Source organism: Sporosarcina highlanderae (genome assembly GCF_030433715.1).
Taxonomy (GTDB): Bacteria; Bacillota; Bacilli; order Bacillales_A; family Planococcaceae; genus Sporosarcina; species Sporosarcina highlanderae.
On the sequence record NZ_JAROCC010000016.1, the window covers coordinates 1 to 26226 of the forward strand.

The window sequence follows — 26226 nt, forward strand, 5'->3', positions numbered from 1 at the left end:
TATTTGTTGACGTTTTGCTGTTCAGTTTTCAAGGTTCATTTGTTAGCTGCTCTGTAAGAAGCAACTCTTATATAATACCATGCTGTATTTCCGATGTCAACAACTTTTCTCAAAAAGTTTTAAGCTATTTTGAAGTGGTTTGTTATTTATCGGAAAAGCAACGTTATCTACTATAACATCTCTTCTATTTGATTGCAATACTTCTTTTTAAAAAAGGTTTTGCCGTGTAATCAATACAACGGCTAAACCTTTTTCACTCTAAAATGCTATCAATCGTTATGTCACGATTCGTAGATAGGTCAATAATTAGACCGTCTGAATCCTTCTTTATCATCGGTCTTAATGGTGCATCCCGATGCAAGAACATGACCTCGCCAAATTCTCCATTGGTTAATTTCACCCTTGTTCCTATAGAAAGACTACCAACAAGATTTTGAAGTGCGTCCACCACTTTAATATCGAATTTACCAAACTCATCTTCTTTGATCATCTCAATTACTTTGAAAGGAGAATGTTTAGGTCTATACAATCTATCTGAGGTCATAGCGTGGAAGACATCCGCAACAGCTAAAATTTGAGAGAAGACTAATATCGTCTCCATTTTTTCCCCTCTTGGGTATCCACTTCCGTCAAGACGCTCATGATGCTGAAGGATTGCCAACTTCATATCCTGTCTGATTAAAGGCGAAAGCTGAATCATTTTTACGCTGAACAGCGTATGTTTTTTCACTTCATTGTATTCTTCAGGGGTAAGGAATGCCGTCTTTTCCACAATTGAAGGTGCAATTTTGGCCATACCACTATCAGCTAATGTCCCCGCAAGTCCAAGCTGAATGATGTCTCCCTTTTCGTACCCCATTTGCTGGCCGATCGCAGCCGAAAGTATTCCAACGGCAATCGGATGATGATAGATATATTCTTCTGGAGTAGAAAAATCATTTAAGAACGTCAGCATCCTTTTTTGGGCAATGAACTTTTCCAATAAGGGGATAATAAATGATCTGATTTTGGCTACATCAGGAAGTTGACCCGAACGCCAATAGTTGAATTCCCTCTTATAGTCCCGGACTGTTTTGTCATAGATATCCTTTAACCAATGCATACTGTTCGGTACTTTACCATTACCGTCCTCGGTGGCAGATGAATCAGAGGATGTTTCATCATTCTTCTCCAATCCTTCTAATACTCTAACCTGTGTCACTCCAAATGCACGGAGGACGTCTATATGCTCAAGTGTAAGCTCAGTTTCCTTTCGCATAATCGGGTATTTGGTTTTACTGAACACATCTTCTTTCAGTAAAGTTCCCGCCTGCAGTTCACTTATATTTTTAATTGACTCCATACTAAAGTCTCACCGCCTTCCGATTATCTCTTATGGACTATTATACTGAATTAAACGGAAATAAACGATAAAAAAAAGTTATTGAAACAGCATCCGCCATTTCAATAACTTTTATATTCAACAAATCTTATTCTTCTTCTTCTTGTTGTTCATTCTCTACTATCGAGCCAACTTCTTCAACGGAATCAGCTAAGTCCATGACCTCTTCACCGTTTTCTTCGTGTTCTTCTTCTTGTTCTTTTTCAACTTTTGCAACTGTCGCTACAAGCTCATCCTCACCAAGCCTGATTAAACGAACGCCTTGCGTGCTTCTACCAATAGAAGAGATATCCTCAATATCCATTCGGATAAGAATGCCATGGATAGTGATCAACATGAGGTCCTCAGTTCCATCGACCGTTTTCATTGCCACAAGTGGACCATTCCGGTCAGTGACGTTCAACGTTTTCAGGCCATAGCCGCCACGGGATTGGATACGGTATTCATCCTCCGGAGTACGCTTCCCAAAGCCATTCTCGGTAACGACAAGAATCTCATCGCCTTCCGAAACGGTATCCATGCCTACAGCGATATCACCTTCACGTAAACGGATTCCGCGTACACCACTTGCAACGCGTCCCATCGAACGGATATCTTGCTCATTGAACTTGATGAGCATGCCATCCCTTGTTCCAATAGCAATGTTTTGATCACCATTTGTCATTTTGACACCGATCAATTCATCATCGCCACGCAATGTGAGAGCTATTAAACCATTTGAACGGATATTGGCAAAATCAGCAACAGAAGTACGTTTTACGACTCCTTCACGAGTTGCAAAGAATAAATATTTCTCTGCCTCGAACTTCTCAACCGGAATCATCGCCGTTACTTTTTCGTCCTTATCAAAATCCAATAGATTGATAATTGGCAGACCTTTTGCCGTACGGCTGTATTCAGGTACCTCATACCCTTTTTTACGGAACACTCTTCCTCTACTTGTAAAGAATAGGATTGTGTCATGAGTGGATGTGTTTAATAAATGTTCGACAAAGTCATCGTCATTTGTACCCATCCCTTGAATTCCTCTACCCCCACGACGTTGGCTCCTGTATGTGTTAGCTGGAAGACGCTTAATATAACCGTTATGTGTCAACGTCAATACAGAGTTTTCTACAGGAATAAGATCTTCATCCTCAAGCATTTCTGCCCCGCCAGAAGTGATTTCAGTTCTACGATCATCGTTAAAACGCTGTTTCACTTCAAGCAGTTCCTCTTTGATGATATCGATCACTTTTTGTTCATCTGCAAGAATTGCACGCAATTCGGAGATTAAAACAAGGAGTTCCTGGTACTCATTCTCAATTTTATCACGCTCTAATCCAGTCAAGCGTTGGAGACGCATATCAAGAATTGCTTGAGACTGGCGTTCCGATAAATTAAAACGTTCCATTAAGCCGGTTTTGGCTTCGTCTGTTGTTTTTGAACCTCGGATCAATGCAATGATTTCATCGATATGATCAAGGGCAATTCGCAAGCCCTCCAAAATGTGGGCCCGGTCTTCAGCTTTTCTCAACTCATATTGAGTCCGTCTGCGAATAACCACTTTTTGGTGTTCTAAATAGTGATAAAGAATTTCTTTCAGTGCTAGTATTTTAGGCTGTCCGTCAACAAGAGCAAGCATGTTGATACCAAAGCTCGATTGAAGGGCCGTATGCTTGTATAAATTATTTAGTAATACATGTGCATTTGCATCCCTGCGTACTTCAATGACAACACGCATTCCAGTTCTGTCTGATTCATCGGCTAAATGGGTAATGCCTTCAATACGCTTATCACGAACAAGTTCAGCAATTTTCTCAACAAGGCGTGCCTTATTAACTTGGTAAGGTAATTCTGAAATGATAATCGTTTCCTTGCCGTTTGATTGCTGTTCAATTTCGACTTTACCGCGGATCACAATGGAGCCACGTCCAGTTTCATAGGCTCTTCTGATTCCGCTTCTCCCAAGGATTATACCCCCGGTCGGAAAATCAGGACCCGGAATAATCTCCATTAATTCTTCTGTCGTAATAGCCGGATTATCTGCCATAGCAAGTACGCCATCAATCGTCTCGCCTAAGTTGTGAGGAGGAATATTGGTTGCCATACCAACCGCAATACCTGACGTACCGTTAACTAACAAATTCGGAAAACGGCTTGGAAGTACAATAGGCTCCTTCTCTTGACCGTCGTAGTTATCTTGGTAATCGATTGTGTCCTTATTTATATCACGGAGCAACTCCATGGCAATGCGTGACATTCTGGATTCCGTATAACGCATCGCTGCTGCCGAATCCCCGTCTACCGAACCAAAATTCCCGTGACCGTCGACAAGCATATAGCGGTAGTTGAAATCCTGTGCCATCCTTACCATTGTGTCATAGACGGCACTGTCGCCATGCGGGTGATACTTACCGATAACGTCACCTACAATACGGGCCGATTTCTTATGTGGTTTATCCGCTGTGTTTCCAAGATCTTGCATCGCGTAAAGAATACGGCGGTGTACGGGCTTCAGTCCATCCCGTACATCCGGCAATGCCCTGGAGACGATAACGCTCATTGCATAGTCAAGAAAGGACGTCCTCATCTCAGTACTGATGTTGATCCCTTGAACACCACGTTTAGGCATATCTGCCATAATGTCAAACTCCTTTCAACTCAGGCGCCAATTTTTAGACAACCTGTTAACCGAACAAAGCTCCTCACTTGAAGGGCCATGCTTAAATTTAATTAATCAAGTATCTAAATTCTTTACATACATCGCATTTTCCTCGATAAATCTACGTCGTGGTTCTACCTCGTCACCCATCAATTGTTCGAAGGTGGCGTCTGCATCAAAAGCGTCCTCAAGGTGAACTTGAAGTAGTGTCCGCTGATCCGGATCCATTGTCGTCTCCCATAATTGAGTGGCGTCCATTTCACCAAGACCTTTATAGCGGGTGATGACTGGTTTTGGAGCCGCTGGTAGTCGCTCAAGTATCTCTTGCAATTGTACCTCATCAAAACAATATTCTTCATGCTTACCTTGCTTCACTCTATAAAGCGGCGGCTGTGCGATATAAACATAACCAGCCTCAATTAGTGGGCGCATGAAACGGAAGAAGAACGTTAATAATAATGTCCTGATATGAGCTCCATCCACGTCAGCATCCGTCATGATGACAATCTTATGATAACGGGCTTTTGAAAGATTGAATTCATCGCCGATCCCTGTACCAAGTGCTGTAATCATCATTCGTATCTCTGCATTTCCTAAAATACGGTCCAGTCTTGCTTTTTCAACGTTCAATATCTTACCGCGTAACGGTAAAATCGCTTGGAAATGACGGTCACGTCCGCTTTTTGCCGAACCACCAGCCGAGTCACCCTCAACGATGTACAGTTCACTAATAGCTGGATCACGGGAAGAACAGTCGGCAAGCTTACCAGGAAGGCTTGATACTTCCAATGCAGATTTACGACGTGTCAGTTCCCTTGCATTTTTGGCAGCAAGTCTTGCTCGTGCAGCCATAAGACTTTTATCAATGATTAAGCGTGCAGTAATAGGATTTTCTAATAGAAACCGTTGAAAACCTTCCGAAAACAAAGCATTTGTGATCGTGCTGACCTCAGAGTTTCCTAACTTCGTTTTTGTCTGACCTTCAAACTGCGGATCTGGGTGTTTGACTGAAACAATCGCCGTCAAACCTTCACGGACATCTTCCCCCGACAAATTTGGGTCCGATTCTTTCAACATCCCGTTCTTCCTTGCGTAATCATTTACAACACGGGTTAATGCTGTTTTGAAACCTGATTCATGCGTACCGCCTTCATACGTATTGATATTATTTGCGAAAGATAATAGATTTTCGGCGAAGCCGCCATTATATTGCATGGCAATTTCGATTGAGATTCCGTCTTTCTCACCCTCTATGAAAATTGGTTCCTCATGGATGGGTTCTTTATTCTGATTTAAGTGTTCAACGTATGACTTGATACCGCCCTCATAGTAAAACGTATCAGTACGGTTCTCTTCGCCTCGCTCATCTGAGATTGTGATACGTAGGCCCCTATTCAAATAAGCAAGCTCACGTATACGGTGAGCCAAAATATCGTATTCGTATTCAGTTGTTTCCTTGAAGATTTCAGGATCCGCTTTGAACCTTGTACGGGTACCTGTTTCTTCCGTCTCCCCAATGATTTCCAGTTCATGCGCAAGATTCCCGCGCTCAAACCTGATGTAATGGATTTTCCCATCACGATGTACATATACTTCCGTTGCTTCGGAAAGTGCATTCACTACAGATGCACCAACACCATGCAACCCGCCGGATACCTTATACCCTCCGCCGCCGAACTTACCACCTGCGTGAAGAACTGTCATAATGACTTCCACAGCCGGTCTGCCTGTCGACTCTTGTGTACCTACAGGAATACCTCGACCATTATCATCAACACGAATCCAATTATCCTTTTCAATTGTCACTTCAATGTGATCACAATGACCAGCTAAAGCCTCATCGATACTATTATCGACAATTTCCCATACAAGATGGTGTAGACCACGTGAACTTGTTGTACCAATATACATGCCCGGACGTTTACGAACTGCCTCTAACCCTTCAAGGACTTGAATCTGATTCGCATCATAGGCAGTCTGCAATTCTTTTTCTTCCAATGCCAAAATGTTCACCTTTCCTTTCCGAACATCAATCGTTAAACCTTTTTGGACACTTTTTCCACTTTATTTAGGGGAACGAGATTGACAGGTTGTCAATCCAATCGTTTTCCCTTATCTGAAACCCGACCTGCTGAGACCTCATACAATTCGGCTTTACGTATTGTTTCATGATCAAGTCCAGCGATGTTCGTCGTAGTAACAATCGTCTGGACCTCCCCTTGCATGGTGTTCAGCAAGTGCGATTGACGATAATCATCAAGTTCTGACAGTACATCATCCAATAACAGAACCGGTGTTTCTCCAACTTCCTGTTTAACAAGGTCAATTTCAGCAAGTTTCAGCGATAATGCTGTTGTCCTTTGCTGACCTTGCGATCCATACGTTTGGATATCATATCCATTCACAAAAAAATGGAGATCGTCACGGTGTGGTCCAATCAGCGTCATACCACGTTCCAACTCTCGACGTCTCGCTTCTTGCAATTTTCTATTGAGTATCTCTTCCATCTGTTCGACAGTCTGCCCAGATTCGAGCTCTTTTAAAGTCCCATATGTTACTTTAAGCTGCTCGATTCCCCGGGAAATCCCTTTATGGATAGGTTCTGCCCACTTTTGGAGTAATTCTACAAAATAATATCGTTTCCGAATAATTTGTACAGCCACTTGGACATATTGTTCTGTATAAATATCGAACATGACGTTCGAAAAATCCATTTTTCCACGATTCTCTTTAAGTATTGCATTCCGTTGCTTTAAAATCTTTTGGAAGGTCAGCAGATCATGAAGATAGACTGGGGATATTTGTCCGATTTCCATATCTAAGAATCTTCTTCGGACCTGTGGGCTTCCTTTTACAAGATTCAAGTCCTCCGGAGCAAACATGACAACATTGAGTTGACCGATATAGTGGCTCAAGCGGTTTTGTTCCAGATGATTAACCCGCGCCTTCTTGCCCTTTTTCGATATTGTCAATTCAAGTGGAAGACGTCCATACTTGCGTTGGATGTCCCCTTTTATTTTACCATACTCTTGTTCCCAACGTATAAGTTCACGATCATTTGATGTACGATGTGATTTCGCCATGGACAAGACGTATATCGCTTCCATGATATTCGTCTTGCCTTGTGCGTTTTCACCAATCAGTACATTTATTTGAGGAGAAAAAGACAACTCAAGGGAATCGTAATTCCGATAATCTGTCAGAGATAGGCGTTCAATGAACATCCGATTGACCATTTAGGGATGAGGTTATCTTGAACCTTCCTGCATTAGGAATAGTAACGACATCGCCATCGTAAATTTTCTTACCTCTTCGACGTTCTTCTTCACCATTCACGTAAACTGCATGTTCTTCCAAAAACCATTTGGCCATTCCACCAGAGCCAATTACATTTGTCATTTTAAGTAATTGCCCCAATGTAACGAACTCAGTATCGATTTGTATAACTTCCATCCGCTTCAATCCTTCTCAAATTAGTCTGTCTCTCTATTTTACCGAACTTTGCGCTGTAAGTAAAAAGGATAGCCAAAAAATTGACTATCCTTTCTTTCAATCGCTATGGAAACTGTAAGTTGTAAACATGTGGATAATGATTTCTTGGACATTTATCCACAGATTACAGAATTCAATTAAAATGTCCTGACTGGCAATATCAATTGCAGAATGGAGTCGCTGTCAATTGACTTTAAAATGAATGGCCGCATTGCACCCGTGAAATGGATGGCGATATCCTGGCCTTCAATCGCCTTCAATGCATCCATCATATATTTCGCGCTAAAAGAGATTTTTAAGTTTTCCCCTGTTACATCGATTGCTTCGATCAGTTCTTCAACTTTTCCTATTTCAGGTGAATTTGAAGAAACTTCAAGCATTTTTCCTTCATCAGCAGAAAATCGAACAATATTATTTCGTTCTTCGCGAGCAAGTAAAGATGCACGGTCAATGGCTTGTAATAACTGTCGTCCATTCACAGTCACCGTCGTCTTATATTCAGCTGGGATCAATCGTGACGTGTCCGGATAATTCCCTTCAAGAAGCCTTGAATAGAAAAGTACATTCCTGGACTTGAATAAGACCTGCTGATCTGCAATTACAATTTCAACAAGATCCGAGTTGTCTGGAAGAATTTTATTCAACTCTTGTAGACTTTTCCCTGGAATGACTACACTAAATGGGCTTTCAGGCATAATTTCTGGCGTAATTTCTCTTCTTGCAAGACGATGGCTGTCTGTAGCGACACATACAAGTTTTTCATTTACCGTTTCCCAATGGACACCAGTAAGTATCGGGCGTGTTTCTTGTTGAGATACCGCGAATACAGTTTCTTTGATAAGGGATTTCATCAAATCAGCTGGCAGAGAGAATCGATATTCGTCTTTTACATTCGGCAGCACAGGGTAGTCATCTGAATTGGATCCAATCAGATGGAATTCGGATTTACCAGATTTAATATGAGTTTGCATGCCGTTTTTAATTTCAATCGTAACTTCATTTGTTGGTAGTTTTCTTACGATTTCGCTAAAAACTTTTGCCTGAAGGATGATGGATCCTGATTCAATAACGCTAATTATTTGTTCACCATCTTCTTCAATCGGGATATATGTGCAGATTGTAATATCCGAATCACTACCGGTCATTGTCAATCCTTTTTCAGTAACTTCAATTTTTACGCCGGTCAAAATGGGATTCGCCACTTTTTGACTGATTGCTTTCATTACGTCATTTAATCCCTCGAGCAACCAATCTCTCATAATTTCAAATTTCATTTTGCACCCTCGCTTATATATTATTAATTAAGTAATAAAGATAGTAATAGTAATAGGGGCTGTGGAAATGTTGATAAGCCCTAAAAACCTATATTTTAGAAAGTTAAACACATGTGTATAACCTGTGCACAGTCTGTTCTGCATTTTAAGAGTTATTCACATGTGAAATTTTCAACCGCGACCAAGAATAATTTTGATATCTTGAATATCCTGTTGCAGATTCTTATCATCCTTCAATTGCTTAGCAATCTTTTCATGAGCATGAATGACAGTTGAATGGTCACGACCACCAAATTCTGATCCAATTTTAGGCAACGAAGAATCCGTCAATTCGCGTGAAAGATACATGGCGATTTGACGTGGGAATGCGATTGCTCGTGTTCTTTTTTTGGCAGAAAAGTCTTCAAGCCGGATATTGAAATGTTCTCCAACTGTTTTTTGGATATCTAAAATACTTACTGTACGCGGACGTGCATTTGGGATGATATCTTTCAATGCTTCGGCTGCAAGATCGGTTGTTATATCCATATTTACAAGGGAAGAATAAGCGACGACTCGAATAAGTGCACCTTCCAATTCCCGTATGTTTGTATCGATCTGGTTCGCAATGTATAACATCACATCATCCGAAATATCAATTAGTCCATCAGCTTTTGCCTTTTTACGTAAAATTGCAATACGGGTCTCAAGATCAGGCGGGGCAATGTCCGTAATCAAACCCCACTCAAACCTGGATCTTAAGCGATCCTCGAGTGTAGGTATCTCTTTTGGAGGTCGGTCACTCGAAATGATAATTTGTTTTGCTTCCTCATGTAACGTATTAAAAGTATGGAAAAATTCTTCTTGTGTTTGTTCTTTTCCAGCGATGAACTGAATATCGTCAATTAGAAGGACATCTACGTTACGATACTGGTTTCTAAAATCGCCGGCTTTGTTATTCATAATGGAATTGATAAATTCATTCGTAAACTTCTCAGAAGATAAATAAACGACTTTAGCAGAAGGGTCCTGTTCCATTATATAATGCCCAATTGCATGCATAAGATGGGTTTTCCCAAGACCGACGCCGCCATAGATGAATAGAGGATTATATGACTTAGCAGGGGCTTCAGCCACGGCTAACGAGGCAGCGTGTGCAAATCTGTTTCCTGAGCCGATAACGAATGTATCAAATGTATATTTGGGATTTAACATGACAGATGCTGATGGGACAGGCGTTTTATCAGCTTGTTTGACAACTGTTTTAGGTATCTTAAAATCACTTTCTTCCATTTCCTTTGGAACAACAAAATGGATGAGTCGGTCTTCACCGGTCAATTCCGATAGGATGCCGGTTATTAAATGCACGTAATGGGTTTCTAACCAGTCCTTCGCAAACGAATTAGGAACAGCAATCGTCACGTTTTCATCACCATAGGTCATTAATTTTGTCGATTTAAGCCAAGTTTCGAAACTTGGTCGCGAAACTTTATCTTCAACTTTCGACAAAACTTCGTTCCATAATTTTTCAAGCTGATCCACTCGTGGGCCTCCTTTACATAGAAATAAAAAAACACAGGAATATGTATTATACACAGAATTCCTTCGTGTGGATAAAAAATATCCCAAAGTGTTGAAAAAATTATCCACAACCTATCAACAATTGTGGATAATTGAATGGGCTTTTTAATTTGTTAACAGCAAAATCCTTTATATTGTATCAAGAATCTATAAGAATGACAAGGGATTCTATGAGTTATTAACAATAGCGGCAATTGTGGAGAATTACTTTATCCACAGGCTTTTGTATGTGCAAAAGGTGTAGATAAGACCTGTGCATAAAAAAACGATGAAAATTTCTATGAACATATTTTTCAGCAATCTACATTTTTCGATGTGGATAACTTTTATTGAAGATTTTTCAGGTCGAACGATGTCGAATGAAAATGAAACGTATCGAAAACTGTAATGAGCCAAATCGAGATAGAAAAAATAATTGACTTTGTTTGAAAAGCACTTTATACTATTCAAGACTCTCAGAAAGTATAGAGACAATGCAGGAGGTGTCTTTGAAATGAAACGTACATTCCAACCAAATAAACGTAAACGTAGTAAAGTTCACGGCTTCCGTGCAAGAATGAGCTCAAAAAGCGGTCGTAATATCCTCGCTGCTCGTCGTCGCAAAGGAAGAAAAGTGCTTTCAGCATAAGACCACTCTTAAAAGTGGTCTTTTTTTTTTTATAAAAAGCGGAGGCGGCCTGAATAGATGCGACAGGCATAAGGCGAAGATACGGAGTGGCGCCTTTTGCCACGCAATAGCTTTGACTTATGACCCGAGCAGTTAGCGCCCGAAGCTGGATTGAAAGTGATACAGGAGGTGAAAGGTTTGAAAAAACGTCAACGGGTGAAGAAGAACGATGACTTTCAAAAAGTATTTAAAAAGGGTAAATCTGTTGCAAATCGGCAATTTGTCGTTTATTCCTATATAAAAGAAGAACAACAGGAATTCAGGATCGGCCTGTCCGTCGGAAAGAAATTAGGAAATGCCGTAACGCGCAACCGCATCAAGAGATATATCCGTCAAGCCTTCCTTGAAATGAAAGAAGAACTGAAAAATGATAGGGATTATGTTATTATCGCCAGACACCAGGCGGCCAACCTTGACTTCCACGAAACAAAAAAAAGCCTGCAACATGTACTGAAGATTGCCAAGGCATTCAATAAGAAGTAGAACGTTATAAATGTTCATGATAAACTGAAATCAACGATAGATTCTATGGAATAGATTTGGGGGAAACAAGTTGAAAAAAAGAACCGCGTTAATACTTATGCTTACTGTTTTATCGGTATTCCTAGCAGGTTGTTCGGAATTTAATGAACCGATATACGATACGAGCGAAGGATTTTGGAATAAATACATCGTCTGGCCGATTGTATCTTTGATCGTAACCTTCAAAGAACTTTTAGGTACATATGGTTTCGGAATCATTGCCGTAACCATCATCATCCGCTTGATTTTATTGCCGCTTATGATTAAACAAGCGCAAAGCTCGAAGCGTATGCAGGAAATGCAACCGATTCTAAACGGTTTGAAAGAGAAATACAAATCAAAAGACGCTGTAACTCAACAGAAGTATCGGGAAGAAATGCAACGAGTGATGACAGAGCAGAAGATTAATCCTGCTGCAGGTTGTTTACCTGTTCTTATCCAGATGCCAATCGTCATCGGGCTCTATCATGCAATCAGCAGGATGAATGCGACCCCAGAAATCGATATCGGTAAATTCCTATGGTTTGAGCTTGGTACGCCGAGTATAACTCTCGGAATTATAGCGGGACTTATGCAATTCGCAGTATTGCGTACGGGTCCAGCGATGGACAACCCGCAAATGAAAGTAATGATGTACATCATGCCTTTCATGATCATGATTTTCGGTACATTCCTACCAGCAGCACTTGCACTATATTGGGTTATCGGTAATATCATTTCAATTATCCAGAATATCTTCATTTACAAACCATTCAAGAAAAAAGAAGTGGAACCTGTAAAAGTGGGAGGGAAAAAGAAATGACAAGGATAACGCGAAAGGGAGCGACAGTGGAGGCTGCAATTTCGGCAGCATTGCAAAAGCTCAATGTGACGCGTGATGAAGTGGATGTAGAAATAATTGACCCCGGGAAAAAAGGATTTTTAGGTTTTGGTGTCAGAGAAGCGGAAGTAATTGTTAGCATCATAAAGACAGAAACTCAACAACCGATTTCTTCTAAAGAAAAGGTTGAAAAGGTACAAGAACCAACCTTGGAAACGACAATAGAAGAAGTGGTAGACCAGTCTATTGAACCAGTGAAGGAAATTGTAGAGGTTATGATCGAGAATCCTGAGGTATCTGACCAACAGGCAATCGATGAAACAGCTGCGTATGTCAAGGCTATTGCTGAAGCAATGGGTATAGATGATTTGGCCATCACTCATGAAATGGAAGGGAAGTATATTTCATTCCAATTGGAGAGTAAAAAAGCTGCATTTCTTATCGGAAAAAGAGGTCAAACATTGAATGCATTGCAGCAATTGGCCCAGCTCGTTACAAATAAATATGCTGGCCAATTCAAAGTAGTACGTTTAGACGTGGGTGACTACCGTGAAAGACGCGAACAATCCTTAGAGCAATTTGCAGAACGCATGGCGGATCAAGCCGTCCGCAACGGAAGGAAAGTAAAATTGGAACCGATGCCTTCATATGAAAGAAAAGTCATTCACAATGCTTTATCGAACCGTTTAGATATCGAAACTTATTCGGAGGGTACGGATCCGCATCGATACCTTGTAATCGAACCTATTAATTGAATACGTGCAATAAAAACCCCGTGGATTTCACGGGGTTTTTTAATGCAAAAAATTGTTGCTTAAAATAGTTTTTTTCTCATAAAAGCATCCTCAATCTAACTTATCCACATTTTTTAGTTCAGCGACTATGAGAAATCGTGAATTTGTGATAATATATTATGTCAGATAGTCATGTCAAAACAGTTATCCACATGTGGGTAACAGGTCAGGAAGGTGATGAATATGCAATTTGATACTATAGCTGCCATATCCACTCCAATGGGGGAAGGGGCTATCGCCATCGTCCGGCTTAGTGGAGACGAAGCTATCGACATTTCAGATCGAATTTTCCGTTCTCCGTCCGGGAAAAAACTGGCGGATGAACAATCACATACAATACATTACGGACACTTGGTAGACCCATCCACAGGTGACATTGTCGAGGAAGTAATGGTTTCCATTATGAAAGCGCCAAAAACGTTCACCCGTGAAGATGTCGTTGAAGTGAATTGCCACGGCGGTGTGGTGGCAGTAAACCGTGTCCTCAACCTCGTTTTGAAAGAAGGAGCTCGCCTCGCAGAACCAGGCGAGTTTTCAAAGCGTGCATTTCTAAATGGACGTATCGATTTATCTCAAGCGGAAGCGGTCATGGACTTGATTCGTGCAAAAACCGATCGGGCAATGAATGTCGCCTTAAACCAAATGGAAGGGAAGCTTTCCAGGCTGATCGGCGAATTAAGACAAGCTCTTCTTGAAACACTGGCGCAGGTAGAAGTGAATATCGACTACCCGGAATACGATGACGTCGAAGAAGTAACCATTCCACTAATGATTGAGAAGGGGACATGGGTCAAACAGGAGATTGAGAAACTCCTTCGAACCTCTTCCCAAGGAAAAATCTTACGGGAAGGATTATCTACTGTCATCATCGGAAGGCCGAACGTCGGGAAATCTTCTTTACTGAACAGCCTCGTTCAGGAGAATAAGGCCATTGTCACTGAAATTGCCGGAACAACCCGCGATATAATTGAGGAATATGTCAATGTCCGTGGAGTACCTCTACGGCTTGTCGATACAGCAGGCATTCGTGAAACGGAGGATATCGTTGAAAGGATCGGTGTAGAAAGGTCTCGACAAGTACTAAAAGAGGCAGATCTCATTCTCCTTGTCCTAAATAGCTCCGAGGAGTTATCAGAAGAGGATATCCGTCTATTTGAAGCAACAGCAGAGATGGATTTAATCGTCGTTATTAATAAAACCGATCTCCCTCAGAAAATTGATATGCAAAAAGTGCATGAATTAGCCGGAAAAGGTACAGTTGTCACTACATCCATCCTTAAAGAAGAAGGCATTGATGAACTTGAAGAAGCAATTGCGAAGCTCTTCTTTGAAGGAACACTTGAAGCCGGCGACCTCACATATGTATCCAACGCCCGACATATTGCATTGCTTCATAAAGCGCACAAGACGATCCAGGACGCTATATCCGCCGCAGAGGCAAGCGTACCAGTCGACATGATTCAAATCGATGTTACGCGCACGTGGGAGCTCTTAGGCGAAATCGTTGGAGACACAGTCCAAGACAGCCTCATCAACCAATTGTTCTCCCAGTTTTGTTTAGGGAAATAATAATCTATAAAATAGGAAGGATGAACGAACATGCCACAATTTGAAGCAGGCACGTTCGATTGTATAGTCATCGGAGCGGGGCATGCCGGCGTAGAAGCAGCATTAGCCTCAGCGAAGATGGGTGCATCGACATTGGTGCTTACCATGAATCTTGACATGATTGCTTTCATGCCGTGCAATCCATCTCTTGGTGGTCCTGCGAAAGGGATCGTCGTACGGGAGATTGATGCACTCGGCGGAGCAATGGGGAAAGTCATTGATAAAACGCATATCCAAATGCGGATGTTAAATACAGGAAAAGGCCCGGCCGTACGTGCACTTCGTGCGCAAGCGGATAAAGTCCTTTACCAACAAGAAATGAAACGTGTTCTTGAAGAACAGGAAAACCTAACACTTCACCAAGGAGTCGTCGAAGAATTAATCGTCGAAGACAACGAAGTGAAAGGACTCATCACTCAAATTGGCGCAGTTTATCGGGCAAAAACAGTAATTATCACAACAGGAACTTTCCTTCGCGGGGAAGTCATTATCGGTGACTTGAAATACTCAAGCGGACCGAATAACCAAATGCCAGCCATCAAGCTTGCAGAAAACTTGCAAGAACTCGGATTGGAAACGGTTCGATTTAAAACAGGTACTCCACCGCGGATTAATGGCAATACGATCGATTACAGCAAAACTGAAATTCAACCAGGTGACGAGGAGCCACGTGCATTCAGTTATGAAACAACGGAATTCATTATGGATCAATTGCCTTGCTGGTTGACATATACGACACCGACAACACATGAAATCATCAATGAAAACCTTCATCTATCACCGATGTATTCCGGGATGATAAAAGGGAAAGGGCCAAGCTATTGCCCTTCGATTGAAGATAAAATCGTTCGTTTTGCAGATAAATCACGTCACCAGATTTTCCTCGAGCCGGAAGGTCGAAATACGAAAGAGTTTTATGTACAAGGACTTTCAACAAGCCTGCCTGAACACGTTCAACGGAGATTAATTGAAAGTGTTCCAGGACTTGAAAAGGCGGAAATGATGCGTGCTGGTTATGCGATTGAGTATGATTCCATCATCGCAACACAGCTTTGGCCGACACTTGAAACGAAGAAAATTAAAAACCTTTATACAGCCGGCCAAATTAACGGGACTTCCGGTTATGAAGAAGCAGCTGCACAAGGCATCATGGCTGGTATAAATGCTGCAAGAAAAGCACTTGGCAAAGAGGAAGTCATTTTGGGAAGATCGGATGCTTATATCGGTGTCCTTATCGATGACCTTGTAACAAAAGGAACAAGCGAGCCATATCGTCTTCTTACATCAAGAGCTGAATACAGACTTTTGCTGCGTCATGATAATGCGGACTTGCGACTTACAGAAATTGGATACCAACTTGGAATGATTAGCGAAGAGCGCTATGAAAAATTCCTTGTGAAAAAGCAGCAAATTGAACAGGAAATTGATCGACTTCGCAAAGTGACGATCAAACCAAGTGAAGCCGTTCAAGAAATTATCCATCAATCCGGGGGAACGGAGCTTCGTGAACCTATGAAAGCTGCCGACCTGTTAAAGCGACCTGAAATGAAATACGAACAAATCATAACAGTTGTTCCAACCGAGGAAGAGCTATCTGCCGAAGTGGCCGAACAAGTTGAGATTTTCATCAAATACGAAGGTTATATCGAAAAATCAATGCAACAAGTGGAACGAATGAAGAAGATGGAGAACAAAAGAATTCCGGAAAACATTGATTACCATGCAATCAATGGAATTGCAAAAGAGGCGAAAGCTAATCTTACAGCAGTAAGACCACTTTCAATTGCGCAAGCTTCAAGGATTTCAGGCGTTAATCCTGCTGATATTTCTATTCTTCTTGTTTATATTGAGCAAGGTAAAATCGCAAAAATATCTGGTTGACATCATGTGACTGATGTGGAGTATAAGTCCGCATCAGTCTTTTTTAAAAGGAGGATCCAAGTGAACGAAGAACAATTTTTAGAGGCATTGAAAAAACAGGGAATTAGCTTGACGGAGTTCCAGGTGCAACAGTTCAATACGTATTTCAAAATGTTGGTTGAGTGGAATGAAAAAATGAATTTAACAGCAATTACGGATGCACCTTCTGTTTATCTCAAGCATTTTTTTGATTCAATAACTGCTGCGTTTTACACTGATCTATCGGGAAATAAGTCTATTTGTGATGTAGGAGCAGGGGCAGGGTTTCCTAGCATTCCATTAAAGATCTGTTTTCCTGAACTATCGGTAACAATTGTTGACTCGCTTAACAAACGAATTACTTTTTTAAACGAACTTTCGAAAGAGTTGAACCTTAATAACGTTAATTTTGTTCACTCCAGGGCTGAAGAGTTTGGTCAAAACCCGAAGTACCGTGAGCAATTTGATATCGTTACCGCACGTGCTGTCGCCCGTTTGTCAGTACTCTCAGAGTTATGCATACCCCTTGTTAAAGAGGGTGGAATTTTTATTTCCATGAAGGGTGCAGCAGGTGAAGAAGAATTGATAGATGCCAAAAAGGCGCTTTCAATATTAGGGGCTGAGATACTTGATAAGTATTCTTTTAATTTACCTGTAGAAGAAAGCGAAAGAAATATATTCGTTTTTAGGAAGGTTAAGAAAACTCCTAAGAAATATCCCCGCAAACCGGGTGTACCAAATAAAACACCAATTACTTAATTGTTCCACGTGAAACATTTCTTTTATGACTTGTAATGTAGATCGGTAGTATAGTTGATGGTATATGGATATATTTCTGTATACTATCTAAACTACATTCTATTAATCTACCCTTTAATAAGTACCAAAGAGGATATATAATAGATATGGCGAATATACAATTAAAGACGAGCAGTTTTATATAAAGGTGGTGCGGGGATGAAAAATACGTTTTCACGGTTTTTTGGCAGTACAGAAAAAGAACCTGAAATACAACAAATCGAGGACACTCCATCCGAAAAAGTCGATCAAGTAAAAATAGACTTGATAAAACCAAATAAATATCAACCGCGAACAATTTTTTCTGAGGAGAAAATCGAAGAGTTAGCTAGGACAATTCATACGCACGGCGTTATCCAACCAATTGTTATCCGGAAAAGTGATGATGGATATGAAATCATCGCAGGTGAACGTAGATACCGCGCTATGAAAAAATTGGGTTGGGAAGAAGTACCTGCAATTATTCGTAATCTTGACGATAGAGAAACAGCTTCCATTGCATTGATCGAAAACTTGCAGCGTGAAGAATTGACAGCGATAGAAGAAGCATATGCGTACGAAAAATTATTAGAGTTGCACTCTTTAACTCAGGAAGCATTGGCTCAACGATTGGGAAAAGGTCAGTCAACAATTGCTAACAAACTTCGTCTATTGAAACTTCCTAACGAAATAAAAGATAAAATCCTTACAAAGGAATTGTCAGAAAGGCATGCAAGAGCATTAATTTCTGTTAAGGATGCCGATTTACAAACAAAGCTTTTTAATGAAGCAATCGATGAGCAGCTCAATGTTAAGCAATTGGAGGAACGAATCCATCTTGCGTTAAATCCAGTTGAAGAAGAAGAAAAAGAAAAGAAAAAGCCAGTCAGAAGAAAGTCTGTGAGCAAAGATGTGCGAATAGCCTTGAACACAATACGCCAATCATTGGCTCTTGTAACGAAAAGCGGCATTAATGTGAAGACCGAGGAAGAAGACACAGAGGATTTCTATACGATAACTGTCAAAATCCCAAAAAAGAAATAGTGAATCTATAGATTATAAGAGTACTGACTCTTGCTTGAGAGAAGCAGGAGTTTTTTTTATGCGATACATTACCACGACCATCGTTTTTTTGATAAACTATAATAGAATGAAAGAAATAGATCAATAAATTGTCAATCAATATAAAATAAGCATTATTTTTTAGTATGATGAGTGAGAAAGCAGGTGCAAGTGTGGGTAAAATTATTGCAATCGCTAATCAAAAAGGAGGAGTTGGAAAGACAACCACCTCAGTTAACTTAAGTGCTTGCCTTGCACATATCGGCAAAAAGGTATTATTAATTGACGCCGATCCCCAAGGGAATGCCACAAGTGGGGTAGGGGTCAATAAGGGTGATGTACATCAATGTATCTATGACATGTTAATAGACGATGTCGATATAAAAGAGGTCATACACCACACCAAAATGGAAAACTTGGATATTGTTCCAGCGACTATTTCTTTGGCAGGTGCTGAAATTGAACTTGTGTCAACGATTTCAAGGGAAGTTCGGATGAAGCATGCGATTCAAAATGCAAAGAATTCTTATGACTACATTATTATCGACTGTCCTCCGTCCTTAGGATTATTAACTATCAATTCATTGACTGCAGCTGATTCAGTCATCATTCCGGTTCAATGCGAATATTATGCGTTGGAAGGTTTAAGCCAATTGTTAAGTACGATTAGGCTTGTACAAAAGCATTTGAATGAGGCACTAATGATTGATGGTGTTTTATTAACGATGTTTGATGCACGAACAAATTTAGGTATTCAAGTCATTGAAGAAGTAAAGAAATATTTTCAGGATAAGGTTTACGGAACAATTATTCCCCGGAACGTTCGGTTGAGTGAAGCGCCGAGTCATGGAGAACCGATCATTATGTATGATGCAAGATCGAGGGGCGCGGAAGTTTATCTAGAGCTGGCAAAGGAAGTGGTGCACAATGGCTAAAGGTCTTGGAAAAGGGTTAAATGCTTTATTTCCCGATGAGTCATTAACAAAAGCAGAATCAATTGAGAACATTCAATTGAAAAGCATAAAAGTGAATCCATATCAGCCAAGAAAAATATTCGACGAGAATGCAATCCAAGAGTTAAGTGAATCAATTAAAGAACACGGCATATTACAACCGATTATTGTCCGTAAAGTCGGGACAATGTATGAAATAGTAGTAGGTGAGCGACGTTTTCGAGCAGCAAAGATTGCAGGACTTAAAGAGATTCCGGCAGTCGTCCGTCAATTGTCGGATGAAGAATCGATGGAAATGGCTATCCTTGAAAATCTGCAGCGCGAAGATTTGACGCCTATAGAAGAAGCTGAAGCCTACCAGAAGTTGATGGATAATTTAGAACTTACGCAAGAGCAACTTGCTTTCAGGCTCGGTAAAAGCCGTCCTCATATCGCTAATCATATTCGATTATTAAGTTTACCGGATAAGGTGCGGGCTATGATTACTGATGGAAAATTATCAATGGGTCATGGGAGGACATTGCTTGGGCTTAGAAAGAAAGAGCAAATTCTATTGACGGCTGAAAAAACTATAAATGAAGGTTTAAACGTCAGGCAATTAGAAAAATTAGTTCATAGGATGAATGAAAATGTTCCACGTGAAACAAAGGTAAAAGAGAAAAACATCTTCCTTCAAGAACACGAATCTAATTTACGGGAATATTTCGGCACTAACGTTACGATAAAAAAGTCGAAAAATAAAGGTAAAATAGAAATTGAGTTTTTTACTGAAGAGGATCTTGAAAGAATATTAGAGTTGTTGAATGATTAAGCATGTACCTATTTTGCTCATACTGCAAAATAGGTATTATTTTTAATAGGCGGAAGTGAAAACCATGGTATTGTTTGGTTCGGTTGTAAATGTTGTTTTAATCATTGTTGGTTCGTTAATTGGGCGTTTTTTAAATAACATCCCGGAACGTATGAAAGAAACAATAATGTACGGAATTGGGTTGGCTGTTGTTGCAATAGGGATTCAAATGACATTTGAGAGTACACAAATACTAATTGTCATTATAAGCATTGTAATAGGTGCTCTTATCGGTGAATGGATGGATCTTGATGGGAAGATAAATCGGTTAGGAAATTACCTTGAAAATAAAATGCCAACAAAAAAAGAAGGTCCAGGCATAGCACAAGGATTTGTTACAGGGACTTTAATATTTGTTGTTGGCTCGATGGCGATAATAGGGGCTATCGACAGTGGACTTCGTAATGATCATGATGTGCTAATTATGAAGGGTGTGCTTGATGGATTCACTTCCATCATTTTAAGCTCAACATTAGGTATTGGTGTGGCGTTTTCAGCTGTTCCTGTATTCATTTATCAATCAATTATCACATTATTCTCAACGCAAATAAGCCGCTTTGTGCCTGATGAATTATTACAATTCTTCATTTCTGAAATGACGGCAACGGGCGGCCTTATGATTGTTGGAATTGGATTGAACTTGATCGGTATAACAAAAATGCGTGTTGCGAATTTCATTCCAGGAATTGGTGTTGTAGGAATCGTTGTTACAATCGTTCATTATCTGTTTTGAATCTCCCGTAAGCCAGTTGAAGTGAACGGGAGATGACCCGGCTCATTTCAAAGGGAAGATGGAGTCGAGTACTTTGAAGGACGGCCTGTTCCATAAACCCAGAAACATTAACAACCCCTTTAATGGATAAATTTCCGACATGCGGTAGAGCTTTTCCAACAGCTTTACCTGGTTGAAGTGGTCCATTATGCAATAATAGTTGTCCAATCGAGTCGTTTTTTCCTAAGCATGCATCAATTGCTACTATGAATGTTGATGGATCCTCTTCAAGTTTTTCATCCAAGTGTTGTTGTAGATTAAGAGCATGTAAAGGCTTTTCAAGTGTTCCTATTATGGAAAAAGGAAACAACAATGATTCAGACAAGTGAGAACCTGTCAGGGGACCCAGTGCGTCGCCAGTGGATCGATCGGTTCCAATGCAGAAGAATGAAATTGAATCTTTGTGAAAGGGAATATTCTTAAGGAAAAATGAACTTAGATTCCAAACGGCGCCAGTAGCGTCATAATGTATCCGGAAATCATAATCCGTAGAAAGTGCTGTGTGCATGACAAAAACTCCATTCTTGTATTGTAGTCAAAATGATTGATTGTTTAGCAGTATACGCGACTACAATGAAATTTATACAGAAAGGAAGTTTGTAAGTGACGAAGGAAAATATGGAGAAGTTAATTGAACTTTTTTTCAGTGATGACACTGAAAAGGTAAGCAAAATATTTTTTAATGAACAGGTTTGGATTGGCCTTCTAATAATTGCTGTTAGGATTGCTTTTATTATCGCTATTGCCTTCATCGTTGTACATGCTGGGAAATTCATCATTAGGCGGTTGTTCAGGATTAAATTGAAAGGTCCGATACGCAGGGAGGAACGGCGTGAAAGGACTTTACTGAAGCTTTTGGAGAATACACTTAGCTATGTCGTCTACTTCTCTGCAATTTTAGCTATCTTGCAAGAGTTCAACATAGATGTCAAAGGGCTTCTTGCTGGAGCAGGGGTCTTGGGCCTGGCTGTTGGTTTTGGTGCGCAAAGCTTAGTAAAAGATGTCATTTCAGGTTTTTTCATTTTATTTGAAGATCAGTTTTCTGTAGGGGATTACGTGAAAATAGGTGCAGCAGAAGGTATGGTAGAAGAGATTGGTCTCCGAACGACAAAATTGAAAAATTTCACAGGTGAAATTTTCATTTTACCAAACGGTACAATTTCACAAGTCGTTAACTATTCCATGAAAAACTCATTGGCAATAGTAGATGTAACGATACCATTTGAATTAGGTATAGAGAATGTTGAAAAATTCATTGACGAATTCCTACAATCATTTAATAAGGATAATCCAGATTTGCTCGGAAAACCTAAATTAATTGGTGCACATGATTTTACGGAGAACTCCGTAATTGAACGAATCATCGTAGAGACGAAACCGATGCGTCATTTTGATACAGCAAGAAATATAGGGATTGGTTTGAAAAAGTATTTAGGACAACAAGGAATCGAAATCCCATATCCAACACTTGTTACAAAGTCATTTGATAATCAATAGAGATGAAAGGGGAAGTTGAGCATATGGCGGATAAATTTTTTCAATTGAATGACGTGGTTGAGATGAAAAAGCCGCATCCATGTGGGAAGAATGCCTGGAAAATCATTAGAATGGGCGCGGATATCCGTATCAAATGCGAGGGTTGCGGGCATAGCGTCATGCTACCTCGTAATGAGTTTGCAAAAAAGATGAAAAAGGTGCTTGTAAAAGGCGAAGCTGAACATTAATTAGACAGAGGCGCAAACAATTCTTATAATAGAAGAGTTGTAAAGATTATTTTGATGAAATTGACCTATACGAAAGGTTGGGAAATAAATGGCGTTAACAGCAGGAATCGTCGGTTTACCAAACGTCGGAAAATCGACTCTATTCAACGCAATTACGAAAGCTGGGGCAGAAGCTGCAAATTACCCGTTCTGTACAATCGATCCGAATGTTGGAATAGTGGAAGTGCCAGATGAGCGACTTCAAAAATTGACAGAATTAGTTGTTCCAAAGAAGACAGTGCCAACTGCTTTTGAGTTTACGGATATTGCAGGAATCGTTGAAGGTGCAAGCAAAGGAGAAGGGTTAGGGAACAAATTCCTCTCCCATATCCGTGAAGTAGATGCGATTTGCCAAGTAGTCCGTTGCTTCAATGATGAAAACATCACACATGTATCTGGGAAAGTTAATCCAATTGACGACATCGAGGTCATTAACCTTGAACTAATCCTTGCCGATATGGAAAGCGTGGACAAGCGATTGACACGTGTATCCAAGATGGCTAAACAGAAAGACAAGGAAGCAATGGCTGAAGAACCCGTGTTGCTGAAACTGAAGGAAGCTTTTGAGAATGAAAAGCCTGCACGCTCAGTGGAATTGACCCCTGAAGAGTTTCAACTAATTAAAGGAATGCATTTATTAACGATCAAGCCTATGCTTTACGTTGCCAATGTTTCCGAGGATGAAATTGCTGAAGCCGAGTCAAATGAATATGTAAAAATGGTCCGCGACTTTGCCAAACAAGACAATGCAGAAGTGATTGTTGTTTGTGCGAAAATTGAGGAAGAAATGGCCGAATTGGACGAGGAAGAGAAAGCGATGTTCCTTGAAGAGTTGGGCATTAAAGAATCAGGCCTCGACCAGCTGATCAAAGCCGCTTATCATTTATTAGGATTGGCCACTTATTTCACGGCAGGAGTTCAAGAAGTACGTGCATGGACGTTCCGTAAAGGAATGAAAGCACCACAATGTGCTGGCATCATCCATACAGACTTCGAACGCGGCTTTATCCGTGCGGAAACAGTCTCGTATGATGCACTCGTTGAAGCGGGCTCAATGGCAGCTGCGAAAGAAGCGGGTAAGGTTCGCTTGGAAGGAAAAGAATATATCGTTCAGGACGGCGATGTAATGTTGTTCCGTTTTAACGTGTAAAATAAACAACCGGTTAAGGGAATCCTTATCCGGTTGTTTTCATTGTATATGTTTGTTAGGTTCAAACAAGTATAATCTCGGCAACTCAGGATCATCTCTCACAAGCCAATCATCAGGAAGTTTTTGCAACTCCTTATGCATCGCAAAATCACCAGCAGCCCCACCAATAAGAAAAGCAGCCAAAGTGATCAAAACCCCATCCCCTATAACCAAGCCAATGACCGCGGGCAACACGCCGGTCATCCAAAAAGGAAGCAATAAAGCCCTCCTGATAGCCCGGTTCGTCATTGGGACATCCGTCGTCGCATATGCAATGCCTAACTTTAGATTCAAACCAACAATCATTCTTTTCCAAGGAACCTTCCCGAAAATTCTGAAACCAAGCAAGTGAAAAAGTTCATGAAGAACAATCAAAATCACATACCCGACCACAAAATATAAAACACTCCAAATAGTGATGGAGAATGAAAGCCGGCCTTCAAAAACCATTTTCAAAACAAGCAATGCAAGAAGAGAAAAAAATGAAAGCCACAAACCTCTCTTAGCCACTTTAGGTAAATCAATTTCAATTACCTTATCCGGCACCCCAAAATTCCCCATACAATCACCTCTAAAATCAGTATACAACATTATATCAGGCAATTTTCATTAAACAGTCCTTGCTAAGAATTGAAGCGTAAGGCGGCGACTCCTGCGAACGCCGTTACGAAGAACGGCGTTTGCGAGTAAAAGCGTAGCGTTACGAGCAGGAATTGCAAAACGGATGCCTTAATTTCTGCAAAAACCACAGAAATACGGCAAATCGAACTCTTCGTGGTTCGATTGGCTGAAGCCATGCCCGCGGAAAGCGTCCGCCTGTAGCGGAAATTCGTTTTCAAAAAGAAATTAAATTAAAAAGTTGAATATCCGAACATATCATGCTAAAATATGATGATGTGAGTAACAAGATTACTTACTCCTTGCCCGCCGTAACAAGTGGGCCAAAGTCCATAAGGAGGTGACTAAAGATGAGAAAGTACGAAATCATGTACATCATCCGTCCAACAGTAGAAGATGAAGCTAAAAAAGCGTTGATCACTCGTTTCGATGACATCCTAACTTCTAACGGAGCGGAAATCATCGAGTCGAAAGAGTGGGGCAAGCGTCGTCTTGCATACGAAATCGACGACCTACGTGAAGGCTTCTACCAATTGGTAACAGCTAACGCAGGTACTGAAGCTATCGATGAATTCAATCGTCTTGCGAACATTAATGAAGATATCATTCGTTATATGGCTGTTCGTATTGACAACTAATCCATAAAGAACTAAAAGTCTGTAACTTGAAATTGATGAGGGAGGTTGCAATCTGATGATTAACCGAGTCGTTTTAGTTGGCCGATTGACAAAAGATCCTGAACTCAAGTACACACAGGGCGGCGTAGCGGTAACACGCTTTACGCTTGCGGTGAATCGGACATTCTCGAACCAACAGGGAGAGCGTGAAGCTGATTTCATTAACTGTGTCACATGGAGAAAACAGGCAGAGAACACTGCGAACTTTTTGCGCAAAGGAAGTCTTGCCGGTATCGAAGGTCGTATTCAAACGAGCAGCTTCGATGGACAAGACGGTAAACGTGTCTTTATGACGGAAGTTGTAGCGGATAGCGTACAGTTCCTTGAGCCACGCAGTGCAAACTCTGAAAAATCTGGAGCTGCTTATGGTAGTGCACCACGAAACGAACAGCCTTATTATCAGAACCAGCAGCCAAATCAGCAATATCAACAACCAACACAACAAAATTATACACGCACTGACAATGACCCGTTCGCTACAGGCAGCGGCCCGATAGAAGTATCGGATGACGACTTGCCGTTCTGATAAGGCATTGCCATTGACGTAATCATGAAGGAGGGAAAGCGATATGGCACCACGCCGTGGAGGTAAAAGACGCCGTAAAGTCTGCTATTTTACATCGAATAACATTACACATATCGATTATAAAGATACTGATCTACTTAAGAAATTCGTTTCTGAACGTGGAAAGATCTTGCCTCGCCGTGTAACTGGTACAAGCGCAAAATATCAGCGTAAATTAACGACTGCTATTAAACGTGCTCGTATTATGGCACTTCTTCCGTTCGTAGCGGAAGAAAGATAAAAAAACATTTTTAACCGCCTTGTGAAACGGGTTTTCCCGGTCCAAAGGCGGTTTTTTATTGGCCAAAAGATGCATGCGTACAGTCTTTGGTTTAATGG

Annotated in this window: 26 protein-coding genes; 17 read left to right on the plus strand and 9 right to left on the minus strand. The window is 40.7% G+C overall.

Going from position 1 to position 26226, the window contains the following annotated elements:
• Nucleotides 1–253 precede the first annotated feature (253 nt).
• From P5G49_RS15625 to dnaA, 7 genes are all read right to left on the minus strand, one after another.
• The gene (locus P5G49_RS15625) at nt 254–1342 is read right to left on the minus strand and encodes an HD-GYP domain-containing protein (RefSeq protein WP_301245297.1); all 1089 of its coding nucleotides are present in this window, start codon (nt 1340–1342) and stop codon (nt 254–256) included.
• A gap of 127 nt (nt 1343–1469) precedes the next feature.
• A complete protein-coding gene (gene gyrA, locus P5G49_RS15630; protein ID WP_301245298.1) occupies nt 1470–4004 on the minus strand; it encodes a DNA gyrase subunit A in 2535 nt (844 codons plus the stop codon).
• A gap of 96 nt (nt 4005–4100) precedes the next feature.
• The gene (gene gyrB / locus P5G49_RS15635) at nt 4101–6029 is read right to left on the minus strand and encodes a DNA topoisomerase (ATP-hydrolyzing) subunit B (RefSeq protein WP_301245299.1); all 1929 of its coding nucleotides are present in this window, start codon (nt 6027–6029) and stop codon (nt 4101–4103) included.
• Nucleotides 6030–6118: 89 nt separating this feature from the next.
• The gene (gene recF / locus P5G49_RS15640) at nt 6119–7249 is read right to left on the minus strand and encodes a DNA replication/repair protein RecF (RefSeq protein WP_301245301.1); all 1131 of its coding nucleotides are present in this window, start codon (nt 7247–7249) and stop codon (nt 6119–6121) included.
• Entirely contained in the window at nt 7239–7478 is a 240-nt protein-coding gene (yaaA, locus tag P5G49_RS15645) for a S4 domain-containing protein YaaA (RefSeq protein WP_301245303.1), read from the minus strand. Before yaaA ends, recF begins: the two co-directional genes overlap by 11 nt.
• Before the next feature lie 176 nt (nt 7479–7654).
• The gene (dnaN, locus tag P5G49_RS15650; RefSeq protein WP_301245305.1) at nt 7655–8791 is read right to left on the minus strand and encodes a DNA polymerase III subunit beta; all 1137 of its coding nucleotides are present in this window, start codon (nt 8789–8791) and stop codon (nt 7655–7657) included.
• 171 nt (nt 8792–8962) lie between these two features.
• Nucleotides 8963–10312 (minus strand): chromosomal replication initiator protein DnaA, encoded by a 1350-nt coding sequence (dnaA, locus tag P5G49_RS15655; protein WP_301245306.1) that lies wholly within the window; start codon nt 10310–10312, stop codon nt 8963–8965.
• Nucleotides 10313–10844: 532 nt separating this feature from the next.
• Between dnaA and rpmH the strand changes: the two genes are divergently transcribed.
• From rpmH to P5G49_RS15710, 11 genes are all read left to right on the plus strand, one after another.
• Nucleotides 10845–10979: a 50S ribosomal protein L34 gene (gene rpmH, locus P5G49_RS15660; protein WP_147060480.1), complete on the plus strand. Its 135-nt coding sequence runs from the start codon at nt 10845–10847 to the stop codon at nt 10977–10979.
• 177 nt (nt 10980–11156) lie between these two features.
• The gene (rnpA, locus tag P5G49_RS15665; RefSeq protein ID WP_301245308.1) at nt 11157–11501 is read left to right on the plus strand and encodes a ribonuclease P protein component; all 345 of its coding nucleotides are present in this window, start codon (nt 11157–11159) and stop codon (nt 11499–11501) included.
• Nucleotides 11502–11571: 70 nt separating this feature from the next.
• Nucleotides 11572–12342 carry a membrane protein insertase YidC gene (gene yidC, locus P5G49_RS15670; protein ID WP_301245310.1) on the plus strand — a complete coding sequence of 257 codons (771 nt, stop codon included), beginning with the start codon at nt 11572–11574 and terminating at the stop codon, nt 12340–12342.
• Nucleotides 12339–13115 (plus strand): RNA-binding cell elongation regulator Jag/EloR, encoded by a 777-nt coding sequence (jag, locus tag P5G49_RS15675; protein ID WP_301245312.1) that lies wholly within the window; start codon nt 12339–12341, stop codon nt 13113–13115. The genes yidC and jag overlap by 4 nt, the downstream gene beginning before the upstream one ends.
• Before the next feature lie 222 nt (nt 13116–13337).
• Nucleotides 13338–14723, plus strand: coding sequence for a tRNA uridine-5-carboxymethylaminomethyl(34) synthesis GTPase MnmE (gene mnmE, locus P5G49_RS15680; RefSeq protein ID WP_301245314.1), 1386 nt, complete (start codon nt 13338–13340; stop codon nt 14721–14723).
• 30 nt (nt 14724–14753) lie between these two features.
• On the plus strand, nt 14754–16643 hold the full coding sequence (mnmG, locus tag P5G49_RS15685) for a tRNA uridine-5-carboxymethylaminomethyl(34) synthesis enzyme MnmG (RefSeq protein ID WP_301245315.1): 1890 nt from the start codon (nt 14754–14756) through the stop codon (nt 16641–16643).
• 60 nt (nt 16644–16703) lie between these two features.
• Nucleotides 16704–17420, plus strand: a complete 717-nt coding sequence (gene rsmG, locus P5G49_RS15690; RefSeq protein WP_301245317.1) for a 16S rRNA (guanine(527)-N(7))-methyltransferase RsmG — start codon at nt 16704–16706, stop codon at nt 17418–17420.
• Nucleotides 17421–17618: 198 nt separating this feature from the next.
• Nucleotides 17619–18482 carry a nucleoid occlusion protein gene (noc, locus tag P5G49_RS15695; RefSeq protein WP_301245318.1) on the plus strand — a complete coding sequence of 288 codons (864 nt, stop codon included), beginning with the start codon at nt 17619–17621 and terminating at the stop codon, nt 18480–18482.
• Nucleotides 18483–18673: 191 nt separating this feature from the next.
• Complete coding sequence (locus P5G49_RS15700) at nt 18674–19435, plus strand: ParA family protein (protein ID WP_301245319.1); 762 nt, start codon at nt 18674–18676, stop codon at nt 19433–19435.
• Nucleotides 19428–20264 carry a ParB/RepB/Spo0J family partition protein gene (locus P5G49_RS15705; protein ID WP_301245320.1) on the plus strand — a complete coding sequence of 279 codons (837 nt, stop codon included), beginning with the start codon at nt 19428–19430 and terminating at the stop codon, nt 20262–20264. The genes P5G49_RS15700 and P5G49_RS15705 overlap by 8 nt, the downstream gene beginning before the upstream one ends.
• Before the next feature lie 64 nt (nt 20265–20328).
• Entirely contained in the window at nt 20329–21036 is a 708-nt protein-coding gene (locus P5G49_RS15710; protein ID WP_301245322.1) for a DUF554 domain-containing protein, read from the plus strand.
• On the opposite strand, the gene yyaC is transcribed toward P5G49_RS15710, so the two are convergent.
• Nucleotides 21011–21583: a spore protease YyaC gene (yyaC, locus tag P5G49_RS15715; protein ID WP_301245325.1), complete on the minus strand. Its 573-nt coding sequence runs from the start codon at nt 21581–21583 to the stop codon at nt 21011–21013. The two genes, P5G49_RS15710 and yyaC, sit on opposite strands and share 26 nt — an antisense overlap.
• Nucleotides 21584–21678: 95 nt before the next feature.
• Here yyaC and P5G49_RS15720 point away from each other — a divergent pair, with 95 nt between their 5' ends.
• The 3 genes from P5G49_RS15720 to ychF all read left to right on the plus strand — a co-directional run bounded on the left by P5G49_RS15720 (nt 21679) and on the right by ychF (nt 23988).
• On the plus strand, nt 21679–22572 hold the full coding sequence (locus tag P5G49_RS15720) for a mechanosensitive ion channel family protein (RefSeq protein WP_301245327.1): 894 nt from the start codon (nt 21679–21681) through the stop codon (nt 22570–22572).
• A gap of 23 nt (nt 22573–22595) precedes the next feature.
• Nucleotides 22596–22799 carry a DUF951 domain-containing protein gene (locus tag P5G49_RS15725; protein WP_301245329.1) on the plus strand — a complete coding sequence of 68 codons (204 nt, stop codon included), beginning with the start codon at nt 22596–22598 and terminating at the stop codon, nt 22797–22799.
• 88 nt (nt 22800–22887) lie between these two features.
• A complete protein-coding gene (gene ychF / locus P5G49_RS15730; RefSeq protein ID WP_301245331.1) occupies nt 22888–23988 on the plus strand; it encodes a redox-regulated ATPase YchF in 1101 nt (366 codons plus the stop codon).
• Nucleotides 23989–24027: 39 nt separating this feature from the next.
• Here the strand turns inward: ychF and P5G49_RS15735 are convergent, their stop codons facing one another.
• A complete protein-coding gene (locus tag P5G49_RS15735) occupies nt 24028–24588 on the minus strand; it encodes a DUF3267 domain-containing protein (RefSeq protein WP_301245333.1) in 561 nt (186 codons plus the stop codon).
• Nucleotides 24589–24995: 407 nt separating this feature from the next.
• Here P5G49_RS15735 and rpsF point away from each other — a divergent pair, with 407 nt between their 5' ends.
• Genes rpsF through rpsR form a run of 3 tightly spaced genes read left to right on the plus strand, consistent with a single transcriptional unit; the run spans nt 24996 to nt 26128 of the window.
• On the plus strand, nt 24996–25283 hold the full coding sequence (gene rpsF, locus P5G49_RS15740; protein WP_301245335.1) for a 30S ribosomal protein S6: 288 nt from the start codon (nt 24996–24998) through the stop codon (nt 25281–25283).
• Between the two features lie 55 nt (nt 25284–25338).
• The gene (gene ssb, locus P5G49_RS15745) at nt 25339–25848 is read left to right on the plus strand and encodes a single-stranded DNA-binding protein (RefSeq protein ID WP_301245336.1); all 510 of its coding nucleotides are present in this window, start codon (nt 25339–25341) and stop codon (nt 25846–25848) included.
• A gap of 43 nt (nt 25849–25891) precedes the next feature.
• The gene (rpsR, locus tag P5G49_RS15750; protein WP_147059474.1) at nt 25892–26128 is read left to right on the plus strand and encodes a 30S ribosomal protein S18; all 237 of its coding nucleotides are present in this window, start codon (nt 25892–25894) and stop codon (nt 26126–26128) included.
• Nucleotides 26129–26226: the final 98 nt, after the last annotated feature.